Below are 21,090 nucleotides of genomic sequence, written 5' to 3' on the forward strand. Positions count from 1 at the left end.
CTGCTGCTCCTGACCCCACCGCTGGAGGAGCAATTCGTGGACTGTCTGTTCTGCAAGATCGTCGCCGGGGACATTCCCGCGCGCAAGCTCTATGAAGATGACCAGGTCATCGCCTTCCACGACATCGGCCCGCAGGCGCCGGTGCACTTCCTGGTGATTCCGAAGAAGCACGTTTCTACCCTCAACGACCTGACCGAGGCGGACAAGCCGCTGGCCGGCCACATCCTCTTCACCGCCCAGCGCCTGGCGAAGGAGCAGGGCTGCGACGAGGGCTTCCGCGTGGTGATGAACTGCAACGACCTGGGCGGCCAGACCGTGCACCACATCCACATGCACGTGCTGGGTCAGCGCCAGATGCACTGGCCGCCGGGCTGACCATCGGCTGATCGGGCAGAAGAAGTTGCGCGCACCTCGGCAAGACCTGTCATCCGCCATCCGGTAAACTGCCGGGCGAATGTTCCTACTCGGAGGTGCGCCATGTCCGCCGACCGTCACTACTCCCCCGCCGACCGCTTCCTGCTGCAGGCCGATGCCGCGCTGCGCACCCTGCTGCCCTTCAGCGGTCACCCGGGACGTCCGTCCCCTGCCATCGTCCAGCCCGACGCCGAGCTCAGCGACACCGATGCCCGCCACGTAGCCGGCCTGATGCGCATCAACCATACCGGCGAGGTCTGCGCCCAGGCGCTGTACCAGGGCCAGGCACTGACCGCCAAGCTGCCGAAGGTGCGCAAGGCCATGGAAGAGGCGGCCGACGAGGAAGTCGACCATCTCGCCTGGTGCGAACAGCGTATCCGCGAGCTGGGCAGCCGCCCGAGCGTGCTCAACCCGATCTTCTACGGCCTGTCCTTCGGTGTCGGCGCTGCCGCCGGGCTGATCAGCGACCGCGTCAGCCTGGGCTTCGTCGCAGCCACCGAGGACCAGGTGTGCAAGCACCTGGACGAACACCTGGCGGAAATCCCCGCCGAGGACCAGAAGTCCCGCGCCATCCTCGAACAGATGCGCGAAGACGAGGAGCACCACGCCACCAGTGCCATCGAGGCTGGCGGCCTGCGCTTCCCGGCGCCGGTGAAGTTCGGCATGACGCTGCTGTCCAAGGTGATGACCAAGTCCACCTACCGGATCTGATCCGGATCTGGGGCGATCGAATTGCATCGCCCCAGGAGAATTCCTCCAAATCCAGGAATATTTCCTAAGTATTTTCCTTCATCTTCCGCCGCGCAATGCAGGCGAGGATGCTGCTCCGGCTGTTCATTCAACCGGAGTCACCATGCGCCTCATTCCCCGCATTACCTATCTGCTAGCCCCGCTCTGCCTCGCCCTCTCCACAGCCCACGCCACTGACGCACACTGGTCCTACAGCGGCGACCAGGGCCCTGCACATTGGGGCGAGGAAGGTAGCGCGCTGTGCGCCAAGGGCACGGAGCAATCGCCGATCAACGTTGAAAAGTCCAAAGTCGAACCGAAGAAAGCTCCCAGTACTGACCTGGCACTGCATTACAGCAAGACGCCTCTCAAGCTGATCAACAACGGCCACACCATCCAGGCCAGCATCGAAGGTGGCGATACCCTGATCTATAAGGGTACCGAGTACCAGCTGCTGCAATTTCATTTCCACACGCCCAGCGAACATCAGTTCAACCACCAGTCCTATCCCATGGAAATGCATCTGGTAAATCAGGACAAGAACGGCCATCTGCTGGTGCTGGGGCTGATGATCAAACAAGGGCAAGCCAACAAGCAGTTGGCGCAACTGTGGAAACAATTGCCGGCCAAGGAAGGAGAGGAAGCGGCAATCACTGCCAAGCTGGCGCCAAACCTTGCCAAACTGCTCCCGACCAGCAGCCACCACTTGTTCTACCACGGCTCGCTGACCACCCCGCCGTGCACCGAAGGTGTGCAGTGGGTGCTGTTCGAGAATCCCATCGAGATGTCAAAGCAGCAGATCGAGCAGTTCCACAAGCTGTTCCCTGACAACCACCGTCCTACTCAGACGGCAACCGGGCGCGAAGTCGACGAGGACTGAGTGAACGGAAACGAAAAAGGGCGCTTTCGGGCGCCCTTTTTCGTGAAGCCGGAGGATCAGCGCGGCATGTTGCGCGCGTAGAAGATCTCCAGCATTTCGTGTCGCACTCGCTCTTCCACCTGCTTGCGCTGTTCGGGCGACAGGTTGCTGGTCGCATCCCCGAACAGGTAGTTGTCCAGGTCGAACTCCTTGAGCAGCATCTTGGTGTGGAACAGGTTCTCCTGGTACACGTTCACGTCGGTCATCTGATAGGCCTCGTACGTGTCGTCGGAGAGATAGTTCTGGATCGAGTTGATCTCGTGGTCGATGAAGTGCTTCTTGCCTTCCACGTCGCGGGTGAAGCCGCGCACGCGGTAATCCACGGTGACGATGTCCGAGTCGAACTGGTGGATGAGGTAGTTGAGCGCTTTCAGCGGCGAGATGACGCCGCAGGTCGACACATCGATGTCCACCCGGAAGGTCGCGATGCCTTCCACCGGATGGATCTCCGGATAGGTGTGCACGGTGATATGGCTCTTGTCGAGGTGCGCCAGGATGGTTTCCGGTAGCGGCCCCGGGGACTCCTCGATCTGGCTGTCGGTCGGGGTGACCGGCTGCTCGGAGATCAGGATGGTTACGCTGGCGCCTTGCGGATCGTAATCCTGACGGGCGATGTTCAGGATGTTTGCGCCAATGATGTCGACAACATCGGTGAGGATCTGCGTGAGACGTTCGGCATCGTACTCTTCGTCGATGTACTGCACGTAGGCCTGCTGGTCTTCAGGCGTCTCGGCATAGCAGATGTCATAGATGTTGAAGCTCAAGGTCTTCGTCAGGTTGTTGAACCCGTGGAGCTTGAGTTTGCTTTTCACCGTGGGATAACTCTCATCAAATGCGGCTCTGCCGCGTGGTTGAGCATGCCCGTCAGATGCGTACGGCGGCACCTGCGTAGGACGGTTTACACCTCTTCGCGATGGCGATTGTGGTTGCTTGGTTTCGGGCCGGATGACCCTGAAAAAAGGTGGCGCATTATGCAGAGGTCAGGCGACCTCTGCCAGAGTTTGCGCACCCTTGATGATGAAAGGATGAAGGGGGCTGTCAGCCCAGCTCCACGATCTCGTAGTCGTGGGTGATCTCGACGCCGGCGCGGCCGAGCATGATCGACGCGGAGCAGTATTTCTCGGCAGACAGTTCCACCGCGCGCTTCACCTGCGCTTCCTTCAGGCCACGACCCTTGACCACGAAATGCACATGGATCTTGGTGAACACCTTGGGGTCTTCGTCGGCACGCTCGGCTTCGAGGAAGGCCTCGCAGCTTTCCACGGGCTGGCGGCCCTTCTTCAGGATGCTGACCACGTCGAAGTTGGTGCAACCGCCCAGGCCGAGCAGGAGCATTTCCATGGGGCGCACGCCCAGGTTGCGGCCACCGGCGTCTGGCGGGCCGTCCATCACCACGACGTGGCCGCTGCCGGATTCACCGAGGAACATCGCCTCGCCCGCCCACTGGATTCGCGCTTTCATTGCAAGGAACTCCGCCGGAAAAAAGGGGCGACAGCTTATCACAGGCCCCTAGCACGCCCAGTGGGAGCGATGGCTGTTACCCAGGTCTCATTTCCACACGGCCAGTATGCATTTATCACTTAAGCTGGCGCCGGTTTACTGGCACACTCTCAGAAATTGCCTACACGAACGTTCCAGACTTCCGATTGCTGGTAACACGTCGTCTGTTAAGCTCTTGCTGATTTACATACATGCAAGACTGCTCAGCAAGGCAATCATGCCGCCCTGGGGATCGAGGGGGATCGCGCCAGGGACGCACGGCACTACAGCTGAACATAAAAAATCATTAGCGCCTGTTGTGCAAAGGCCACTCTTTCTACTTTCCGGGACTCGGGCATGGTAGCTATTACCCTCACACCCAAAATCAAGAACCTCGACAAGTTGCTCGCGCACTGTCATCGCCGCCGCTTCACCGCCAAGAGCACCATCATCTACGCCGGTGACCGCTGCGAGAGCCTGTTCTTCATCATCAAGGGGTCGGTAACCGTCCTGATCGAGGATGACGACGGCCGCGAGATGATCATCGGGTACCTCAACACTGGCGACTTCTTCGGGGAGATGGGGCTCTTCGAGAAGGAAGGCAGCACCGGCCAGGAGCGTAGCGCCTGGATCCGCGCCAAGACCGAATGCGAAGTCGCCGAGATCAGCTACGCGAAGTTCCGCGAACTGAGCCAGCAGGACCCGGAGATTCTCTTCACCCTGGGCAGCCAGATGGCGGACCGCCTGCGCAAGACCACGCGCAAGGTCGGCGACCTGGCCTTCCTCGACGTCACCGGTCGCGTCGCGCGCACCCTGCTGGACCTGTGCCAGCAGCCGGACGCCATGACCCACCCGGACGGCATGCAGATCAAGATCACCCGCCAGGAAATCGGCCGCATCGTCGGCTGCTCCCGCGAGATGGTCGGTCGCGTGCTCAAGAGCCTGGAAGAGCAGGGCCTGGTGCACGTGAAAGGCAAGACCATGGTGGTCTTCGGCACCCGCTGAAGAGTCGCCAGAAAGCAAAAAAGCCGGCAATCGCCGGCTTTTTTGTGTCCGCAGGATGCCTCAGTCCGGATCGGCACCCAGCTTGACCTTGCTGCGCTCGGGGAAGAACAGGCGCTTGAGCTCGGTGCCCGGCTCGTCGGCGCGCATGAAGGCTTCACCGACCAGGAAGCCGAACACATCGCTGACTTCCATCAGCTCGACATCCGCGCGGTTGAGGATGCCGCTCTCGGTGATCACCATGCGCTCGCGCGGGATCTCCGGCAGCAGGTCCAGGGTGGTCTCCAGACTCACCTCGAAGGTGTGCAGGTTGCGGTTGTTGATGCCGACCAGCGGGGTGTCCAGGGTCTTCAGCGCGCGCTCAAGCTCCGGCGCGTCATGCACTTCCACCAGCACATCGAGGCCGACGTCCTTGGCCACCGAGGCCAGCTCGGCCATGCGCACGTCATCCAGCGCCGAGACGATCAGCAGGATGCAGTCGGCGCCGATGGCGCGGGCTTCCACGACCTGGTACGGATCGATCAGGAAGTCCTTGCGGATCACCGGCAGCTTGCAGGCCGCGCGGGCTTCCTTCAGGTAGGCGTCGCTGCCGAGGAAGAAGTCGATATCGGTCAGCACCGAGAGACAGGCTGCGCCGCCCTCTTCGTAGCTGCGGGCGATATCGGCAGGGTCGAAGTTCTCGCGCAGGATGCCCTTGCTCGGGGAAGCCTTCTTCACCTCGGCGATCACCGCCGGCTCACGGCGCTTCGCGCGCTCCAGCAGGGCATTGGCGAAACCGCGCGGGGCATCAGCGGCACGCGCCAGCTGCTCGAGCTCGGCGATGCTCACGCGGGTGCGGCGTTCGGCGACTTCTTCGGCCTTGCGGGCCAGGATCTTCTGCAGAACCGTCGGCACACTCACTGTGCATTCTCCTCTCGGTAAACGGCGGTGAAGGCCGCCAGCTCTTCCATCTTCTCCCGCGCCAGCCCGGTGTGCAGGGCGTCGTGGGCCAATTGCATGCCTTCGTGCAGGCTGGTGGCCAGGTCCGCGGCGTAGAGCGCGGCGCCGGCGTTGAGCACGATCAGCTCGGCAGCCTTCTGCCCAGCCTCGGTCTTGCGCCGGCCGAGGGCATCACGGATCAGCTCCAGCGACTGCTGCGGGCTGTCCACGGTCAGGCCGATCAGGCTCTGGCTCTTGATGCCGAAATCTTCGGGCTGCACTTCGTATTCGGTAACCACGCCGTCCTTCAGCTCAGCAACGTGAGTCGGCGCGGCGAGGCTGAACTCGTCCAGGCCATCGCGCGAATGCACCACCAGGATGTGCTCGCTGCCCAGGCGCTTGAGCACCTCGGCCAGCGGGCGACACAGTGCCTGGCTGAACACACCGACCACCTGGTGTTTCACGCCCGCCGGGTTGGTCAGCGGGCCGAGCATGTTGAACAGGGTACGCAGGCCCAGCTCGCGGCGCGGCGCGGCGGCGTGCTTCATGGCCTTGTGGTGGACCTGGGCGAACATGAAGCCGACGCCCACGGTCTCGATGCAGCGCTTCACCTGGACCGGCTTGAGGTCCAGGTAGATACCGGCGGCTTCCAACAGGTCGGCGCTGCCGCTCTTGCCGGAGACCGCACGGTTACCGTGCTTGGCAACCTTGCCGCCAGCTGCGGCGACCACGAAGGCCGCCGCCGAGGATACGTTGAAGATGTTCGCGCCGTCGCCGCCGGTGCCGACCACGTCGACCACGTGCTTGAGGCTGTCCAGCTCGACCTGGTCGGCCAGCTCGCGCATCACCGCCACGGCGCCGACGATCTCGTCGATGGTCTCGCTCTTCATGCGCATGCCCATGAGGAAAGCGCCGATCTGTGCGTCGGTGCACTGCCCGGTCATGATCTCGCGCATGACGTCCTGCATTTCCTCGGTGGTCAGGTCCAGCTGGTTGACCACGCGGCCGAGGGCTTCCTTGATGTTCATGCGCGCACTCCGCCGGTCTGCTTGAGGAAGTTGGCCAGCATCTCGTGGCCCTGTTCGGAAAGGATCGACTCGGGGTGGAACTGCACGCCCTCGACGTTCAGCGTCTTGTGGCGCAGGCCCATGATCTCGTCGACCGAGCCGTCTTCCAGCGCCGTCCAGGCAGTGATTTCCAGGCAGTCGGGCAGCGTCTCGCGCTTCACCACCAGGGAGTGGTAACGGGTCTGGGTCAGCGGATTGTTCAGGCCGGCGAATACGCCCTGGTCCTTGTGGAACACCGGGCTGACCTTGCCGTGCATGACCTGGCGGGCCCGCACCACGTCACCGCCGAAGGCCTGGCCGATGGACTGGTGGCCCAGACACACGCCCAGCAGCGGCAGCTTGCCGGCGAAGCGCTCGATGACTTCCAGGGACACGCCCGCCTCGTTCGGCGTGCACGGGCCGGGGGACAGGACGATGCGTTCGGGGTTGAGCGCGGCGATCTCGTCGACGCTCAGTTCGTCATTGCGAATGACGTGGATGTCGGCCTTCAACTCGGCGAAGTACTGCACCAGGTTGTAGGTGAAGGAATCGTAGTTATCGATCATCAGCAGCATGTCTGCTCGAACCTCATGATTGCACTGCTTTCGGATCGCGCCATCGTCGACACCCGTTGCGGCCTCGCGGGCTGCGCGAATCTGGCAATTATGCCAGCGGATGGGAGAAATGGACGCGTAAGAAGAGACCGGCGCTATGCCGGGAAAGAAGGAATCAGGCGCGCCAGCGCCAACGGGCGAATGCCTTGAGGAGGGAGGTGATGATGCGGGTGCTGTGGATCACGGTTGCGGTCTCGCCTAGCGATGGCCGAACAGTAGCCCAAGGCCGGGCGCCAGCGCAATACGCGCGGCGGCCCTGCCGACGAAGGTAGGAAAGTTCAGCGGCACGCATCGAGCGCGGCGCGCAGGCGGGTTTCGTAGGCCAGGTGCTGCTGCCGCTCGGCCAGCAGCGCGCGCACCTTGGTTTGCAGATCGTCCGCCGGGCGCAGGTCGGCAGTGGCGAATCGAGGGGGTTCGACGACCGGCACCTGGCAAGGCACCGGGACGGGAAGGCGCACCTCCACCGGTACCGGCGCGGTCGACGCGCAACCCGCCAGGAACAGCACGGGAATGAGCAGCAGCTTCATGGCAAAAGCTCCCGGTCGATCAGCTGACGAACCACGGTGCACTCCTCACCCTCGCTGCGCTCCAGCAGCAGCCGGCTGGCAGCGGTCTCATGGCTCTGCGCCTGTTCGCGGGCCTGGGCCAGCGTACGCTCGACGGCGTCCGCACGCTGGCGGGCAGCCTGCCCCAGCGCTTCGACCTGGATGTTCTGCAGCGCCAGCTTCGATTCCAGAGCTTTGCCGGCGTCGCTGCAACGAGCCTGCTCCAGGTGCAGGCTCTCCATCTGCTCACCATAGAAACGCGCGGTCAGCCAGCCACCGATGCAGCCCCCCATCAGAAAGCCGGTCAGGCCCAGCGCCAGCCAGAAGCGGCTCATTGCAGAACCTCCAGCGCACGGCGCCAGAGCTGCGCCCGTTCCTCCAGGCCATTCAACCCACCATTGATTCGTCGGGTGATGTCCTCGAAGCGCCCCGCATCGGCCAGCTCATTGAGCCCGCTGCACTGCCACCACCAGGCGGCGGTACGACACGCCCAGCGCGGTTCCGCCAGCAGCTGCGGGCGGGCGACAAAAGGTTGCGCGAGCCCTTCGCCGACAGAACGGTAATTGCTCCGCCCTGTCACCTGCAGCAGACCCCGTCCTCGAAAGCGCCAGCCATCGCCGGAGGCCTCGTCGCCGTTTCCGTTGCGCCCGGCGTAGACAAGGTTGGCGATGCGCTCCGGCTGGTACGCCACCTCCCGCGCCAGCGCCGTCGGCGAACCGTCGGCACTGCGGAAGCGCCGGGGCCAGACGGCAGCGAGACGCTGAGCACTGTAGGTCAGGCTTTCCACGCAGCGGGTCAGCTGCGCACTTTCGTGGCCCACCTGGGCAATGAAGGCAGCTCCGCGCTGCGGCGTGTCGATACCGAAGTCGCGCATCGCTGCCTCCAGCACCGGCAGAAAAACGCCCGCGACGGGGCGGGCGCTGGGCAGGATCAGCAGAAGCTGACGTTCATCGATGAGCATGTCAGCCGCCCTCCCCCGCCTTGCCCTTGCCCTGCGCGCCGCCATTGCACTGCACCGTGGTGGTCCAACCGCCTGCGGAAAAATGCTGGGTCACCGAGTCGATCAGGTAGCGGCCGTCGAGCCCGGTCTTGAACCCCTTCAGATCAATGGTCAGCTCGGCGAACAGGTCGGCACGGCCGGGCATGTCCAACTGCACTTCAGCGCTCTTGCGATTGAACTCGGCCAGCCGTGCGGCGGCGACCCGCCGGGCGGCTGCCTCATTAGGCTGCGGGTGACGGTCGCAGTGCTCCGCGGCCACCAGGGACGGTGCATCTGCGTTGGCCACGCGCACCTGCTGCTGCACGCCATCGACACCGCGATAAGGCACTTTCACCGCCGCCACCACCTTGCGGTCATCCAGGCTGAAGCGGAACGAGGCGACATCCCCTCGCCCCAGTACCGGTATTTCCAGGGCCTGGCCACTGGCGCTGCGGCCGGACTGGCGCGGCTGCACCAGCAGGCTGTTGTTCGCCAGTTTCGCGGTGCAGTCGTACAAGCGCGCCAGCCGGGTGATGAAATTGAAATCCGACTCGCGGATCTGGTCGACCCGCTCGACCAGCGTCTCGACGTTGCATGCCGCGCGCCAGCCGTTGCGTGCAGCGATATCGGCAACGATGGTCGCCAGGCTCGCCCCTTCCCAGCTGCAGTTGCGGCTCGCCTTGCCCTGGCCGCGCATGTCGCCACTCTTGCCCTTGATCACCAGGTTGTCCGGCATGCCGCTGTAGGTCAGCGTGTCCACCACGTAGCGACCCATGCGGGCGAGCGCTGCGCCGTCGTAGCCGAGGAAGACTTCCAGCGCGGCGCCACGGCGCGGCAGGACCACGGCACCGTCGCGATCATCGATGGTGATCTGCAAGGTGTCCGACTCCAGGCCAGGCTTGTCAGTCAGCTGCAGTTCGATCAGCCGGTCGCTGACCAGCGGGGTGATGTCTGCACCGTCGGCGCTGATGCGAAAGACTGGTTTCATAGCCCCCTCCGAATGAAAAGGCCCCGCGTGAGCGAGGCCTGGTTACTGATGCGAATGCCGGCGGTCACTCCCACAGACGCACACTGGGGTCCGCCGGCACGGCCATCTCCGGCAGGCGGATGACCACCCCGGCCCGCAGCGGTTGCGGCTCCTCCGCCAGCCCGGGATTGGCATCCAGCACGCCCTCCACGCAACCGTTGAGATGCCCGTAGCGCTGGTAGCAGAGCCGGTCCAGCAGGTCGCCGTCAGAGCTTCTGACTATCGTCGTCGCCATAGCGGATGAACTCCAGGTCGAGGGTTTGCTGACGCGGTACGCCATTGGCGAACAGCGCCTCCTGCGTTTCGGTGATCTTGCTCAGGCACCAATTGCCCAGGTCGTCGCCACGGCCGGTACCGAGGTGGACCGGCTCGCGCAGTTGGGCAATGTCCCGCAGCATGCGCGGCTGGTTCCAGCCGACCCGCTGCGAGGCGTCGCCGGCACGAATGAACAGCGGCATCACCACGCCATTGAGCGTGAGGGTTTCCGGGCCCAATCCGACGCTCTGCTGCGCGCTGCGCCGGCCCAGTCGCGCCTGCTCCTTCCAGGCATAGCTGGTGCTGCGAGTCAGGCGCTGGAAGCCGGTGGTGTCGACGTTGAAGTAGTAGGTCTGCTCGGTCGACTTCAGCGGCGTCATGATCAGCAGATGCTGCGGCACCTTGCACATCTGCTCGGACGGATCGAGCTTGGGCGCCAGCACCGAACTGGGCAGGATGTTCTGCAGGCGCGGATCGATCCTGCCCAGCACCTTGTTCACCGCCTGGCCGGCATTGTCGACTTCCTCGCCCAGCAGCTTGATCCGCTCGTTCACCTCGGCAGCGACCTTTCGGGTCTTGTCGAGATTCTCCTGCAGCTTTTCCTGCTCGGTCTGAGCCCTCTTCACCACATCCTGCAGCTTGCCCTGGGCGCGTACGATGCCATCGGTGACGCGCTTGAGCCTGGCTGCCGCCTCGGGCGTAACGCCGGGCAGGCCTTCGAGCGCGGCGACGCCGCTGCGGATGTGCAGCATCGCCTTGTCCACCGGCGCGGCAACCTGTTCCAGGTCGCGCCGAGCAGCCGTGGCAGCGCCCGCAATCATGCCGAGGCCGGTATTGAACTGTTCCAGATAGGTCATGGGGCCTCCTTACATGACGACGGTGTCGAACAGCGCGTTGCGCTGCCGTTCCTGCTGGGCCTCGGCGATCAGCCGGCGCATGGCCGGGATCAGCTCGTCGAGCAGCTGCTGCGGATTGACGATGTTGCCCGCCACGTTGATGCTCACCTGCGGCGAAAACGTCCAGTTGGGCGGGCCACTGGCAACGACTGCCGCGGCCACAGGAGCTGCGGGTGGGGGCGGAACCGGCTGTGGGTTCCGGGGATTCTCGGACGGCCCGAACAGCGCTCCGGCCCTGCCGCCGATCCACTCGCCTACGGTCGCGCCGATGGCGCCTCCGACCAGCGTCCCCACCACCGGAATCGGGATCAGCGTGCCCAAGGCGGCACCGGCCGCCGCGCCAATGGCGGAGCCACCGGCCTTGCCGTAGCCAACCGCCTTCTGCGCGGGCGACTGATCACTGGCATAGACCGAGGCGGCATCGGCAATCGCCATCGCGGCGCTCACCGGACCGAAACGTCGCAGCCCTGTCCCAGCGCCCCGCACCAATCCGCCCACCGCCCTTCCGAGTCCGGACGCACCCACGCTTCGCACCAGGCCTGCGCCACGACGCAGGATGCCGCCTGCGGCGCGACCTGTACGCGAAGATCGTACGGATTGGGCAACCCTGCCGAGCCTGCCAGAAACTGCTCCAGCAACTCGCCCCAGAGCGGACCTGGCGCGTTGAAAGATCCCTCCGCGCGATCCCTGGCCAGCACCACCGGGCTTCGGCTTGCCGCCGCTCTTGCCCTTGCCTTTCCCCTTGTCTTTGCCTTTCGACCCGCCATCGAACGGGTCGCAATAGCCGCATACAGGCCAATTGGTGACGAAGACTTTCTGAATGTCCGACTTGCCGCCCAGCAATGGCTTGGCCGCGAAGAGTCCACCGGCAATCGCCGCCGCCGAGACAGCCAGCAGCTTGTGATGGTTGAGCAGGGTGTCGCCTATCCCCAGCATCGCGCCAGAAATCAGCTGCTCCGTCTCTTCCAGCTCGCCGAGCGGAGAGTCACGGTACTTGTCCACGCCCGAATTCAGCACATCCGGCGGCGCAGCGGGCGTCCCTTGCCGGGCTTGCAGCAGATTCCCGACCTTCTGCGTATCGCCGGGGCGAAGCGCCTGCAGACCATTGAGCAGATCACGGCTGAGCGACTCGACCGATGGAGCCTCTTTCTGGCCCCGCCATGCCACCGTACTCAATGCGCGCTCAAGGTCGGCCGCGCTCTTGATATCGCCCTTCTGCTGCAGCGCGCTGACGAGCTGAGCCGTGGTTTCGACCGAGACGCCCTGGCCCTGGGCAAATTTCGCCGCCACCGGCAGCATCGCCACCATATCGTTCAGCGGCACCTTGCTCTCCACCAGGGCCTGCGCCAGGTCCAGCACCTTGTCGCGAGGCATCGCCGCCTCACGACCTGCGCCTACAACCTGATCACTAAGCGCCGCTTCAGCTTTGGGATCGTAGGGCTGACCCGCCGCTGCGCGGACCTGCATCAGACGACCGCGATACGCCAGTGTCATGCTGGCCGAAGCGCGTAGAACGTCCCCGACGGAGCTCAGTTCGAGCAGCGGCTTGGTCGCCGCCTCCAGGCGCTGCCAATCGTTCACCGGTGTACTCGCTTGCGCAGCCATACTGACGATGATCTTCGGCAGACGAATATCCAACGGCCTCGGCGCCAGCAGATCGATGATCCGCCGCAGCGCCAGCCTCGCTTCCCCCGCGTTGCGCTCACTGGCGCGATGGCGGATGTCCTGGTTGTTCTGAACGGCATCGATGCCATCCACCAGCGCGCGCAACGGCAGACTCGCATCCAGTTTTCCAACGAGGGTCCCCAGGCGCATGGTGGAGTCCGCTATCACCCGCCCGAGCGTACTGCCCAGACCGACGACGGTCGCCACCAGCACTTCCGGCTTTTCACTCATTTCCATTTCACTCGCCCTCTGACGACTTTCGCCACTTCGACGACAAGGGAGCGCTGGTCACCCGGCGCTCCTCGAGGGCGAACTAGCTCGCGTCGTCCCCCAGCCACCAACGCAGGTCGCTGAGGGTCATGCGTTCCAGTTCGCCGGCCGTGAAGCCCGACTCAGTCGCCAGTCGCCGCGCCAGCTGGCGCATCAGCGCGAAGCTCATCGCCGTCCTCTCGCACCAGGCGAAAGTAGGCGTGCTGCAGGCGCTGGTAATCGCTGAGCTTGAGTCCCTCCAGGTCCTGGCGGCTGACCTGCAGCAGTGAGGCGAACAGTTGCAGCTCGCGCTCCTCGTCATCGCTGGCGACCTTGCTGGCCAGGCGGATGTCGCGCACGGTCGGCGCACGCAGAGTGAGTGCGTCGACCTCGACGCCGTTGCAGGAGGTCGGACGGGACAGTTTCACCACCGCCGCGTCCTCGGACAGGCTCAGCCACACGGGCTGTTTGACGGAGTCTTGCATCACGGTTCTCCTCAGACGCCCAGGTCGTTACGCATGGCGGCGAGCTGGTCGACGCCGTCGATCTTGCGCACCGAATTGGCCGGGTCGATCTCGAACATCTCGCGGCCCTCGACTTCCAGCTTGTAGTAGGAGACGGCCACGCTGTAGGTACAGGCGGCCAGGTCACCTGCCTTCCAGTCGCCCGGATTGATCTCCTTGAGCAGGCCGCGGACCGTGGCGACCACCGGCACGGTGCCGCCCTTCTGGGTCTTGAAGGAGCCGCGGAAGGTGCCGTTGAACGCACCCTGGTCGCTCAGGCCAAAGAACTTCATGGCCTCGCGGCGCGCGCCGTTGGTGGTGAACTTGGCCTCCATGGCTTCCAGGCCGACGTCGAGCAGGACCGGAGCGTCCATGCCGCCGGCACGGTACTCCTGGGTCTTTACCTTGAGGGTCGGCAGGGTCAGGGACGGCACGTCACCGGCGAAGCTGACGCCGTCGACGAAGAGGTTGGTGTTGGTGAGAATCTGCGGAATCATCTGGGGTTCTCCTTAAGCTGCGTCCAGGACTTCGGTGAGCCATTGGTCGGTCACCTCGACGCGGAAGTTGGGGTTCTCGGCAGGCGGTACGTCGGTGAAGCGGATGTTCCAGTACACCTTGCCCTGGGCCAGCTGGCTGGCGGTGTTGAGTTCCGGGTCGGCGTAGACCTCGAAGTCGATCACCGCGCCCTGGTTCTTCAGGTCGCGCATGAAGGCCTGCAGGCCCTCGGTGACGTCCTTCACGTAGGTCTTGGTGATACCGCGGTCGACCGCCCACTTGTGCCCGGCGAGGATCGCGTCCATCACCATGTCCATGGTCCGCACGCGGGTCACGAAGGGCCACTTGGCATCGCTGGAGAGGGTGCGGTTGCCCCACAGGCGGTAGCCGTCGTCACGGATGATGGTGGTGATGTTGGCGTTGTTGAGCAGGTTGGCGCGGCAAGTCTCGTCGCCGTCGAGGAACTCGATCGGCCGGCCAGTACCGGTGATGCCGAGCAGCTCCTTGTTCGACGGCGAGGACCAGAAGCCGTACTGGCTGTCGGTCCAGGCGAACAGCGCGGCGGCGTTGGCCGAAGCCGGCGCATCGACGGTGGCGCTGCTGGCGGTATCCCAGTACTGCACGCCCGGATCGACCAGGTAGATGCGCTTGCTGCCGAACTCGCCGGCGTAGGCGATGGCCGCCTCGTCGGTGGTGTTCGGGCCGTCGACGATGGCGATGGCGCGCAGCTTCTCGGCCAGCGCGCCCATGGCGGTGGCCACCGCCTGGGTGGCGGAATGCTTCGGCGCGACCAGCAGGCGCGGCTGGGCGTTGAAGCGCGACTTGCCGTCGAGCAGCGCCTGCAGGCCGGTACGCTGGCCTGCTTCGGTGACGGTGCCGATGATCGCGGAGGTCAGCTGTGCCGCATCCTCGACTTTCGCCACGCCCACCGCCACGACCACCGCAGCGGACTGGGTGAAGATGGCGGTGCAGGACTTGTAGATCGCCGAGGCGGTGCCGAACGCGGCGGCCGCTTCACGCAGGCTGGTGAGCAGCACCGGCACATCGGCCTGCGCGGTCAGCTTGGCATCGGGGGTGAAGGTATCCACCAGGCCGATGATCGAGGACGACGGCAGCGCAATGGTGCGCGCACCGACGTCGACATTGGTCACGGTGACGCCGTGAAAGAAGCTCATAGGGTTTTCTCCAGACATAAAAAAACCGCCGGGAGGCGGTTGGGTGGTCTGAGCAGACGCTCAGAATTCGCGTTGATACTTTGATCAGCTCATGCCAGTTGCGTACAGAGATTCATCTGACAGTCATAGTTCGCAGCATTGGCAGTACTGCCGATGGAGTAATCAAGAGTCAGTACTCCGTTGGCCTCGAGAGTCCAAGAGAACCAGCCCAACCCAAGTGGGCTCGCATGAGCCCAATCGCCAATACCACAAATTCGGAACTTTGGACGAGCCCCTACCGGAAGAGTCAGAATGATTGTGGCGTTGGGGGGAGCTGTGGCCCGATGGATGTCAAGATTCAAGTATAGGTTTCCGTTTGCGGTCCAATAGCGACTACTGTTGTTGTCGGTGAAGCCGTTTACCAGTGGGGGAGCAGATGGAGAGGACGCAGACAACGCCGAAATCGCCGAGGTGACGAATGCAGTTGTAGCCACTTGAGTACTGCTAGAAGTGGCAGCAGCAGTTGGAGCTGTTGGCACACCGGTCAATGCTGGACTGTTGAGCGGTGCCTTGGCTGCCAATGCACTGTTCAATGTAACAGCAAAAGCCGGATCGTTATTTAGAGCCGATGCAAGTTTGGCTAGTGTATTAAGAGTTGCTGGCGTTGCTCCCAGAAGTCCGTCAATAGCCGCCTGCACGAAAGCAGTGTTAGCCACCTGACTTGTTTTCGAACCAGCGGATGCTAAAGGCGCAGTTGGAGTTCCTGTCAGCGTGGTATTCACATAATCCAACTCCGGCGAATACACATCCACGGTATTGCAAATAAGAAGTCGCTGCAGACCTTGTGTCACCGCCACGCCATTACCCGTAGCCGTCTTCAAAGTCATACTGAAAGCACCGCTGGTGCGGTTATGCACCACCCACTGTCGATACACGTTCGGCACGATCACATTGATATTCGTCGTCAGCGCCCCAGTGAATGTCAACATGCCGTACCCAACTTCATCAGCTGTCAACGTGACATCGGTTCCCCCTGCAACCGACTTGCTCATGCTCCCCGCAACAAGGTTTCGAACATAGCTCGTGGTAGCCAGTCGAGAAGACAGGTCACTCTGTGCCGGATTCGGGGCGGTGGGTGTACCGGAGAATGCCGGCGACGCCAGCTTCGCCAGCCCATTGGTAATGTTCTGGAACGCCAGCGCCGTAGTGCCGAGAACAATCGCCCCATCGGTCACCAACTGCCAGACGCTGTCCGCCTGCGCAGTGCCGCTCTCCACGGTGACGGTGAGCCCCGGCGTGACCTCGCTGTTCTCATCTGCATCGGTCGCACGTTTCCAGACACCGGCTGCAACGACATACAGCCCATTGTCCACGGCGCTCGTCTGGTTCTTCACCAGCACACGGTCACCCGCCGCGAGCGCGACACCATCGACTGTCTGCAGTCCGCTCAGCGTGATACTCGCAGTGGTCGCAGCGCGCACGGACTGTTTGTAATCCAGCCGGTTCAGGGCCGTGACAATGGAATTATCCACATACTCCCGCGTCGCCAGCACCACACTCGGATCGATCTTCAGTTCCACCGACGCGGCATTACTGACGATCAGCACGATGCGCACGGTCTGGGTGCGGCCGCTGCCTTCGGCCAGTTGCGGTTTGTAGGATGGCGCGCAGTTGGCGTAGGCGATCAGCGCGCCGGCTTCGTCGTACAGGCCCATCTCGCGAATCCACCAGCCGCCCACGTCCTCGGGGATGACCTGTTCGGCGATGATCTGCGCGCTGTTCGCCGGGTCGACGCTCAGGCGGTTCAGTGGTGCGCGGCGGACTTCGTTGACCAGCTGGGTACGGCTGGCATCGGGGCTGGGCACATTGCCGCCACCGTCGCCCACGGCGAGCTGGGTGATTTTCAGGGTGGTGCCCAGCGCGGTGGCATTCGCCAGCTTGCCGGCACCGATCGTGGTGAGAAGTGCGTAGTAGGTTACTGCCATGGGTAGACACTCAAGCTATCGATGGTGTGTTCCCGGCCCGGCAAGCCGTGGCTGCCGATCGCTTCGATCACGTCCGGGAGGTAGGGGTAGACGGTGACGATGTCGCCGTCGTATTGCCCGGAGCCGACGGTGATCCGCCCCTGGGATTCCAGGCTGATATCCAGCCCGATGAGGTGTCGCGTGAGCGGTTTGGCGTCTTCGATCAGGCGCTCCACCTCCTGGTACATCTCCTCGCTGATACCGCTGTCGAGCACGCCGATGCGCAGGCGGAAGGTGCCCGGCTCGCCCATGGGCGAGCCCTGCCACCACTCGATGATCTCGATCAGGTAACCCAGCGGCTCGATCACCCGCCGCAGCGCGGCGATGGTTCCCTTGTGCTGGTGGATGCGGAAGGCTGCAGCCACCGCCTTGCGCTTCACCGCCTCGTTCCACGCCGGATCCCAGCGGTCCACCGACCAGGCCCAGGCCAGATAGGGCAGCAGCGCGACGGGGCAGCGTTGCGGGTCCATCAGCTCACGCAGTGGCACCGGCAGGTCGGCGACCTGTACGTCCGCCAGTACCCGCTCCAGCGACGTCGAGTTGATAGGCAGCAGGCGGCTACTCATCCGAACCTCCCACGCGGATCTGGTAGCCGCTGCAGTACGCCGCCTGGGTCGAATCGAGCACCACGTCGGCAGCCGGCTTGGCCAGCTCCACGCGCTGCACGCCTTCCACATGCAGCGCGGCGAACAATGCGCTGCGGCGGATGTCGCGTCCGATACGGCGCTGGGTCGCGATGTAGGTCTGCAGCGACGCCTCGGCGGCCTGCTGGATCAGCTCGGCTTCCGGGCCCGGATAGATGTAGAGCAGCGCATCGACCTGGTAGGGCACGATGGTTGCGGACTGTACGGTGAGACGGTCGCCGACCGGGCGCACGTCTTCGTCGTTCAGCGCCTTGCGCACGGCATCCAGCAGGTCGGCCGACGCCGCGCCATTGCCTTCGGAAGACAGCACGCTGACCAGCGCCTCGCACGGCTGCGGACTGATCGCCGAGGCATCGGCAATACGCCCGTCGGCGCCAAGCGCAAAGGCCACGTAGGCATTGCGTGGGCCGGCCACCGAGAGCTGGTCGAAGGCCAGTTGCGTGCGATTGCGCAGCGAGTCATCGCCCTCCAGCACGGCCGGAGTCGGTGGCGAGGTCGTGGCATCCGCCTGCTGGATCACCAGGCGCTTCACGTTGTAGCCGGCGGCCAGTTGATCGAGGTCGCCCTGTGTCGCATAACCGAGCATCACCGCGCGGGCGGCATCGTTGATCCGCGCGCGCAGCAGCAGCTCGCGATAGGCCGCCAGCTCGAGCAGCTTGACCACCGGATCGGACTCCACCGCAGCGGTCCAGCCTTCGCCCATGGCGCCGCGAAAATCTGCCAGCAGCTCTTCGTAGAGCGTCTCGTAGTCGAGGTTCTCCACGACCGTGGGAGCGGGCAGTTGGGACAGGTCGATCAGGCTCATGCCGCCACCTCCAGTCCGATCTCGTCGCCCAGGTAGACGCCGCGCAGGCGCAGCGAAACGCTGCCGGCGAGCACCGCCACCACCTGCACCGAACTCAGCCGCAGACGGGGCTCCCAGCGGCCGACGGCGCGGGCCACTTCAGCCTGTACCGCGCCCTTCCAGCCTTCGGTCACCGGCAGGTCGACCATGCGCCGCAGGCGGCTGCCGTACTCGGGGCGCATGCGCCGGCTGCCCAGCGGGGTGGTGAGGATGTCCTCGATGGATTGCTTCAGGTGCGCCAGCGCGCTCAGCGGCTGGCCGTTGCGTCGATCCATGCCGATCATGGCCGCGCCCTCCGTCGCTCAGGGTGCGCACGGGAAAAGTTGCCCATGGCAGGTCTCCAGAAATGCAAAGGCCCGCACGTGGCGGGCCCGGGTTGGAAGTCGATACGACTTCAATGGGTGTGGTGGTTGCTGTTGCCGGCGGTGTCCATGATCGAGCCGGTACTGCTGATGTTGCCGTTCACTGTCAGCGCGCCCTGGATGCTCACCGGGCCGCTCAGCTGGATGCTGGCGGCGGTGACAGCCACCGCTCCAGGGTCGATCACCACCTGCGTGCCACCGACTTTCACCGTGGCGCTGCCGGCGGGCAGCTGCAGGTCATAGCGATGCGCCTGCCAGTCGTAGCTGAGTACCGCGCCATCAGGGAAATGCCAGCTCTCCACCTCGCCGCGATTGTTCGGCGGCGCCGAGGCCGCGCCGAACAGCCCCGGCACGAAGGTGCCCATGGCCGCCACGCCGGACGGACTGAGCAGCACGCCCTGCTCGCCCAGGCTCGGCGCACGCCAGTGCCGCGCGGCGCCGGCGGCCTGGGCATGCCAGCGCACCCAGGCGCTGGTCCACTCGCCGGAGCGCACGCGCACCCGCGCCGCCGCCAGATCCACGGCCACCACTTCGCAGGGCATGACCAGCGCAGCGAGCATGCGATCGTGCTCGGCACTCACATAGTCCTGATTCATTGCAGGGCTCCCGGATCGAAGTAGTCGTCCTCGTGGCCGGGGCCGGTCTGCGGGTCGAAGCCGAGCCTGAGGCTGCCCGGCGGCTGGTCCTCCCAGGGCCACTCGGCCTCACCCAGCAACACGGGCTGCCGCCATTCGACCAACCACACGCGGCAGGCCGCGAGCACCGGGTTGTCGAGCTCCGGCTGGGCCTGGATGAAGCTCACCGGCTCCAGTTCCAGCCCCCAGCTCTGTGCACGCAGCAGTACCGCCAGCGCCGCGACATTGCGCAGCGCCAGTTCCTCGGCCTCGGCATCGTCGCGCGCCACCAGCAGGCGCGCCTGCAGCCGACAGATCAGTGCCGTCTGGCCATTGCCAGGGTCCTGGCCCGGCAGCATCCCGGCGTACTCCAGCGCCAGCGCCGGGAGCGCCGCCGGGACCTGCTTCAGCGGGCCGCGCAGATAAGCGCCAATCTCGCCCAGTCGTGCGGTCAGCGTCTGTTCGACCGCATCGAGCAACAGCGCCAGGGTCAAAGGTTGTTCGGACATGTCGTCTCCTTGCTGCTTCACTCTGGTCCGCGCTCGCTCGGCGGCAACTCGCAGACACCCAGGCGCTTCGCCGCCCAGCGTTCATAAAGGCCGACGGCAATCTCCGCGCCGGCCGCCGCGGTCAGGCTGCCGATCGCGGCAGCCAGCGTCAGCGAGGCGCCGCAGGCCATGGCCAGAAACATCACCGCCATGCCGCAGACAATGGAGGCGCCTGAGCGCAGCGCCAGCCGCCGCAGCAACCGCCAGCCGCCCAGGCCCGCCTTGTCGGCGCGCCACATTTCACCGCTGATGCCGCCCGCGACGGCGAGCAGGATCAGCCCCCACAAAGGCACGTCGGCCAGGGTCTGAGGTTCGTTGCCCATTGGCTCACCTTGGATAAAGACGCCCGTGAACGGGCGAAACCGGCGGCTATCAGCCAGCCGGGGATGACTGCCAGCGTCCTCGCCGGCCACCCGCCGCAACGACGGATCAGAAAAACGCGGGCATGAAAAAGCCCGGCTCACTGGCCGGGCTTTTCGGGGTTTCGCGTTGTGCTCCCTGGGGACGCACCTTTACAAGAATGACTACTTTTTACCCCCCGATTCCCGCCGGAACAATGCTTCTTGGGGAATACGCTGCAATACGCAGATGACACACCGCAATGTGCTGTCGAAACGCCGAAATCCGGCGTCGGAAATTTCAGAGAGCCTTGCTCATCAGCACAGTGGTGAAGCCGCTGTGCCACTCCTCGTCCGGGTAGTAGTCGATCTCCGCATAGCCGTGCTTGCCGTAGAAAGCGCGCGCCTGCTGGTTGAAGGTGTCGGTCTCCAGGCGAACACATGCACTGCCGTTACGGCTGATGGCAGCCTCTGCGTGATTCAGCAGCGCCGCACCGATTCCCAGACGCTGATGACGGGGAGAGACATGCAGGGCATCGATGAAGTCATCGCGCCAATCGAGCAGGCCGACTACCTCGCCAGCCATGCAAGCGACCGCGAAATGCGCCAGGCGCTCGCGAACATAAGTAGAGGTGTGCGCGGAGGACTCGAAGCGCGCGATGGCTTCCGCGCTCAGCGCCGGCTTCCAGTTGGCTTGGTAGGTTTCACCGAGAATGCGCAGGATGGCCTCGGTGTCGGCGGCCTCGGCACAGCGAATCAGGAGTGGTGTCGTCATGGGCCGCGAGCATAGCTCCGGGCACACGCGAAAAGCACGAAGCCCGGCGCAG

At 64.5% G+C, this 21,090-nt stretch carries 27 protein-coding genes; 4 read left to right on the forward strand and 23 right to left on the reverse strand.

The features are described 5' to 3' along the window. Nucleotides 1-36: 36 nt before the first annotated feature. From IB255_RS10925 to IB255_RS10935, 3 genes are all read left to right on the forward strand, one after another. Complete coding sequence (locus IB255_RS10925) at nt 37-375, forward strand: histidine triad nucleotide-binding protein (RefSeq protein WP_081520754.1); 339 nt, start codon at nt 37-39, stop codon at nt 373-375. Between the two features lie 102 nt (nt 376-477). Then, nucleotides 478-1,125 (forward strand): 2-polyprenyl-3-methyl-6-methoxy-1,4-benzoquinone monooxygenase, encoded by a 648-nt coding sequence (gene coq7 / locus IB255_RS10930; protein ID WP_081520755.1) that lies wholly within the window; start codon nt 478-480, stop codon nt 1,123-1,125. A 142-nt stretch (nt 1,126-1,267) separates the two neighbouring features. Then, nucleotides 1,268-2,023 (forward strand): carbonic anhydrase, encoded by a 756-nt coding sequence (locus IB255_RS10935; RefSeq protein WP_081520756.1) that lies wholly within the window; start codon nt 1,268-1,270, stop codon nt 2,021-2,023. Between the two features lie 56 nt (nt 2,024-2,079). Here IB255_RS10935 and speD read toward each other — a convergent pair whose 3' ends face one another. Both speD and IB255_RS10945 read right to left on the reverse strand, forming a co-directional pair. Continuing rightward, nucleotides 2,080-2,874 (reverse strand): adenosylmethionine decarboxylase, encoded by a 795-nt coding sequence (gene speD / locus IB255_RS10940; RefSeq protein WP_017517341.1) that lies wholly within the window; start codon nt 2,872-2,874, stop codon nt 2,080-2,082. A 226-nt stretch (nt 2,875-3,100) separates the two neighbouring features. After that, nucleotides 3,101-3,523, reverse strand: coding sequence for an OsmC family protein (locus IB255_RS10945; protein WP_015475289.1), 423 nt, complete (start codon nt 3,521-3,523; stop codon nt 3,101-3,103). A 375-nt stretch (nt 3,524-3,898) separates the two neighbouring features. Here IB255_RS10945 and crp point away from each other — a divergent pair, with 375 nt between their 5' ends. Beyond that, nucleotides 3,899-4,546, forward strand: coding sequence for a cAMP-activated global transcriptional regulator CRP (crp, locus tag IB255_RS10950; RefSeq protein ID WP_024763566.1), 648 nt, complete (start codon nt 3,899-3,901; stop codon nt 4,544-4,546). A gap of 60 nt (nt 4,547-4,606) precedes the next feature. Here crp and trpC read toward each other — a convergent pair whose 3' ends face one another. The 21 genes from trpC to IB255_RS11055 form a co-directional block, all read right to left on the reverse strand. Next, complete coding sequence (gene trpC, locus IB255_RS10955) at nt 4,607-5,443, reverse strand: indole-3-glycerol phosphate synthase TrpC (protein WP_081520757.1); 837 nt, start codon at nt 5,441-5,443, stop codon at nt 4,607-4,609. Beyond that, nucleotides 5,440-6,489 (reverse strand): anthranilate phosphoribosyltransferase, encoded by a 1,050-nt coding sequence (trpD, locus tag IB255_RS10960; protein WP_081520758.1) that lies wholly within the window; start codon nt 6,487-6,489, stop codon nt 5,440-5,442. Before trpD ends, trpC begins: the two co-directional genes overlap by 4 nt. After that, a complete protein-coding gene (locus IB255_RS10965; protein ID WP_081520759.1) occupies nt 6,486-7,082 on the reverse strand; it encodes an aminodeoxychorismate/anthranilate synthase component II in 597 nt (198 codons plus the stop codon). Before IB255_RS10965 ends, trpD begins: the two co-directional genes overlap by 4 nt. A 317-nt stretch (nt 7,083-7,399) precedes the next feature. Further along, nucleotides 7,400-7,648 (reverse strand): hypothetical protein, encoded by a 249-nt coding sequence (locus IB255_RS10970; RefSeq protein ID WP_081520760.1) that lies wholly within the window; start codon nt 7,646-7,648, stop codon nt 7,400-7,402. Then, complete coding sequence (locus IB255_RS10975) at nt 7,645-8,001, reverse strand: hypothetical protein (protein WP_081520761.1); 357 nt, start codon at nt 7,999-8,001, stop codon at nt 7,645-7,647. Before IB255_RS10975 ends, IB255_RS10970 begins: the two co-directional genes overlap by 4 nt. Beyond that, nucleotides 7,998-8,627 (reverse strand): glycoside hydrolase family 19 protein, encoded by a 630-nt coding sequence (locus IB255_RS10980; protein WP_081520762.1) that lies wholly within the window; start codon nt 8,625-8,627, stop codon nt 7,998-8,000. Before IB255_RS10980 ends, IB255_RS10975 begins: the two co-directional genes overlap by 4 nt. A 1-nt stretch (nt 8,628) precedes the next feature. Next, a complete protein-coding gene (locus IB255_RS10985) occupies nt 8,629-9,633 on the reverse strand; it encodes a phage late control D family protein (RefSeq protein ID WP_081520763.1) in 1,005 nt (334 codons plus the stop codon). 64 nt (nt 9,634-9,697) lie between these two features. Next, complete coding sequence (locus IB255_RS10990) at nt 9,698-9,907, reverse strand: tail protein X (RefSeq protein WP_081520764.1); 210 nt, start codon at nt 9,905-9,907, stop codon at nt 9,698-9,700. Then, complete coding sequence (locus IB255_RS10995) at nt 9,879-10,784, reverse strand: phage tail protein (protein WP_081520765.1); 906 nt, start codon at nt 10,782-10,784, stop codon at nt 9,879-9,881. Before IB255_RS10995 ends, IB255_RS10990 begins: the two co-directional genes overlap by 29 nt. A 9-nt stretch (nt 10,785-10,793) precedes the next feature. After that, nucleotides 10,794-12,725: a glycine zipper domain-containing protein gene (locus IB255_RS11000; protein WP_139791705.1), complete on the reverse strand. Its 1,932-nt coding sequence runs from the start codon at nt 12,723-12,725 to the stop codon at nt 10,794-10,796. A gap of 155 nt (nt 12,726-12,880) precedes the next feature. After that, nucleotides 12,881-13,222: a phage tail assembly protein gene (locus IB255_RS11005; RefSeq protein WP_081520767.1), complete on the reverse strand. Its 342-nt coding sequence runs from the start codon at nt 13,220-13,222 to the stop codon at nt 12,881-12,883. Between the two features lie 11 nt (nt 13,223-13,233). After that, nucleotides 13,234-13,737: a phage major tail tube protein gene (locus IB255_RS11010; RefSeq protein ID WP_081520768.1), complete on the reverse strand. Its 504-nt coding sequence runs from the start codon at nt 13,735-13,737 to the stop codon at nt 13,234-13,236. A gap of 12 nt (nt 13,738-13,749) precedes the next feature. After that, nucleotides 13,750-14,910: a phage tail sheath family protein gene (locus IB255_RS11015; RefSeq protein ID WP_192210372.1), complete on the reverse strand. Its 1,161-nt coding sequence runs from the start codon at nt 14,908-14,910 to the stop codon at nt 13,750-13,752. 89 nt (nt 14,911-14,999) lie between these two features. Beyond that, nucleotides 15,000-16,874: a phage tail protein gene (locus tag IB255_RS11020; protein ID WP_225594817.1), complete on the reverse strand. Its 1,875-nt coding sequence runs from the start codon at nt 16,872-16,874 to the stop codon at nt 15,000-15,002. Further along, entirely contained in the window at nt 16,865-17,479 is a 615-nt protein-coding gene (locus tag IB255_RS11025) for a phage tail protein I (RefSeq protein ID WP_081520770.1), read from the reverse strand. The genes IB255_RS11020 and IB255_RS11025 overlap by 10 nt, the downstream gene beginning before the upstream one ends. Then, nucleotides 17,472-18,362 carry a baseplate J/gp47 family protein gene (locus IB255_RS11030; RefSeq protein WP_081520771.1) on the reverse strand — a complete coding sequence of 297 codons (891 nt, stop codon included), beginning with the start codon at nt 18,360-18,362 and terminating at the stop codon, nt 17,472-17,474. Before IB255_RS11030 ends, IB255_RS11025 begins: the two co-directional genes overlap by 8 nt. Further along, nucleotides 18,359-18,685 carry a GPW/gp25 family protein gene (locus IB255_RS11035; protein WP_081520772.1) on the reverse strand — a complete coding sequence of 109 codons (327 nt, stop codon included), beginning with the start codon at nt 18,683-18,685 and terminating at the stop codon, nt 18,359-18,361. Before IB255_RS11035 ends, IB255_RS11030 begins: the two co-directional genes overlap by 4 nt. Before the next feature lie 110 nt (nt 18,686-18,795). Further along, on the reverse strand, nt 18,796-19,359 hold the full coding sequence (locus IB255_RS11040; protein ID WP_081520773.1) for a phage baseplate assembly protein V: 564 nt from the start codon (nt 19,357-19,359) through the stop codon (nt 18,796-18,798). Then, nucleotides 19,356-19,886 carry a hypothetical protein gene (locus IB255_RS11045; protein ID WP_081520774.1) on the reverse strand — a complete coding sequence of 177 codons (531 nt, stop codon included), beginning with the start codon at nt 19,884-19,886 and terminating at the stop codon, nt 19,356-19,358. Before IB255_RS11045 ends, IB255_RS11040 begins: the two co-directional genes overlap by 4 nt. A gap of 17 nt (nt 19,887-19,903) precedes the next feature. Beyond that, a complete protein-coding gene (locus IB255_RS11050; protein WP_081520775.1) occupies nt 19,904-20,248 on the reverse strand; it encodes a phage holin family protein in 345 nt (114 codons plus the stop codon). 316 nt (nt 20,249-20,564) lie between these two features. Beyond that, nucleotides 20,565-21,038 carry a GNAT family N-acetyltransferase gene (locus IB255_RS11055; RefSeq protein WP_081520776.1) on the reverse strand — a complete coding sequence of 158 codons (474 nt, stop codon included), beginning with the start codon at nt 21,036-21,038 and terminating at the stop codon, nt 20,565-20,567. Nucleotides 21,039-21,090 lie beyond the last annotated feature (52 nt).

Source organism: Pseudomonas sp. PDM22, assembly GCF_014851965.1.
GTDB lineage: Bacteria > Pseudomonadota > Gammaproteobacteria > Pseudomonadales > Pseudomonadaceae > Pseudomonas.

Excerpts from the sequence above, each read along its gene's own strand:
- coq7 (WP_081520755.1), top strand. The coding sequence starts at position 478 with ATGTCCGCCGACCGTCACTACTCCCCCGCCGACCGCTTCCTGCTGCAG.
- IB255_RS10935 (WP_081520756.1), top strand. The coding sequence starts at position 1,268 with ATGCGCCTCATTCCCCGCATTACCTATCTGCTAGCCCCGCTCTGCCTC.
- IB255_RS10945 (WP_015475289.1), bottom strand. The coding sequence starts at position 3,523 with ATGAAAGCGCGAATCCAGTGGGCGGGCGAGGCGATGTTCCTCGGTGAA.
- crp (WP_024763566.1), top strand. The coding sequence starts at position 3,899 with ATGGTAGCTATTACCCTCACACCCAAAATCAAGAACCTCGACAAGTTG.
- trpD (WP_081520758.1), bottom strand. The coding sequence starts at position 6,489 with ATGAACATCAAGGAAGCCCTCGGCCGCGTGGTCAACCAGCTGGACCTG.
- IB255_RS10965 (WP_081520759.1), bottom strand. The coding sequence starts at position 7,082 with ATGCTGCTGATGATCGATAACTACGATTCCTTCACCTACAACCTGGTG.
- IB255_RS10970 (WP_081520760.1), bottom strand. The coding sequence starts at position 7,648 with ATGAAGCTGCTGCTCATTCCCGTGCTGTTCCTGGCGGGTTGCGCGTCG.
- IB255_RS10975 (WP_081520761.1), bottom strand. The coding sequence starts at position 8,001 with ATGAGCCGCTTCTGGCTGGCGCTGGGCCTGACCGGCTTTCTGATGGGG.
- IB255_RS10980 (WP_081520762.1), bottom strand. The coding sequence starts at position 8,627 with ATGCTCATCGATGAACGTCAGCTTCTGCTGATCCTGCCCAGCGCCCGC.
- IB255_RS10985 (WP_081520763.1), bottom strand. The coding sequence starts at position 9,633 with ATGAAACCAGTCTTTCGCATCAGCGCCGACGGTGCAGACATCACCCCG.
- IB255_RS10990 (WP_081520764.1), bottom strand. The coding sequence starts at position 9,907 with ATGGCGACGACGATAGTCAGAAGCTCTGACGGCGACCTGCTGGACCGG.
- IB255_RS10995 (WP_081520765.1), bottom strand. The coding sequence starts at position 10,784 with ATGACCTATCTGGAACAGTTCAATACCGGCCTCGGCATGATTGCGGGC.
- IB255_RS11000 (WP_139791705.1), bottom strand. The coding sequence starts at position 12,725 with ATGGAAATGAGTGAAAAGCCGGAAGTGCTGGTGGCGACCGTCGTCGGT.
- IB255_RS11005 (WP_081520767.1), bottom strand. The coding sequence starts at position 13,222 with ATGCAAGACTCCGTCAAACAGCCCGTGTGGCTGAGCCTGTCCGAGGAC.
- IB255_RS11010 (WP_081520768.1), bottom strand. The coding sequence starts at position 13,737 with ATGATTCCGCAGATTCTCACCAACACCAACCTCTTCGTCGACGGCGTC.
- IB255_RS11015 (WP_192210372.1), bottom strand. The coding sequence starts at position 14,910 with ATGAGCTTCTTTCACGGCGTCACCGTGACCAATGTCGACGTCGGTGCG.
- IB255_RS11020 (WP_225594817.1), bottom strand. The coding sequence starts at position 16,874 with ATGGCAGTAACCTACTACGCACTTCTCACCACGATCGGTGCCGGCAAG.
- IB255_RS11025 (WP_081520770.1), bottom strand. The coding sequence starts at position 17,479 with ATGAGTAGCCGCCTGCTGCCTATCAACTCGACGTCGCTGGAGCGGGTA.
- IB255_RS11030 (WP_081520771.1), bottom strand. The coding sequence starts at position 18,362 with ATGAGCCTGATCGACCTGTCCCAACTGCCCGCTCCCACGGTCGTGGAG.
- IB255_RS11035 (WP_081520772.1), bottom strand. The coding sequence starts at position 18,685 with ATGATCGGCATGGATCGACGCAACGGCCAGCCGCTGAGCGCGCTGGCG.
- IB255_RS11040 (WP_081520773.1), bottom strand. The coding sequence starts at position 19,359 with ATGAATCAGGACTATGTGAGTGCCGAGCACGATCGCATGCTCGCTGCG.
- IB255_RS11045 (WP_081520774.1), bottom strand. The coding sequence starts at position 19,886 with ATGTCCGAACAACCTTTGACCCTGGCGCTGTTGCTCGATGCGGTCGAA.
- IB255_RS11050 (WP_081520775.1), bottom strand. The coding sequence starts at position 20,248 with ATGGGCAACGAACCTCAGACCCTGGCCGACGTGCCTTTGTGGGGGCTG.
- IB255_RS11055 (WP_081520776.1), bottom strand. The coding sequence starts at position 21,038 with ATGACGACACCACTCCTGATTCGCTGTGCCGAGGCCGCCGACACCGAG.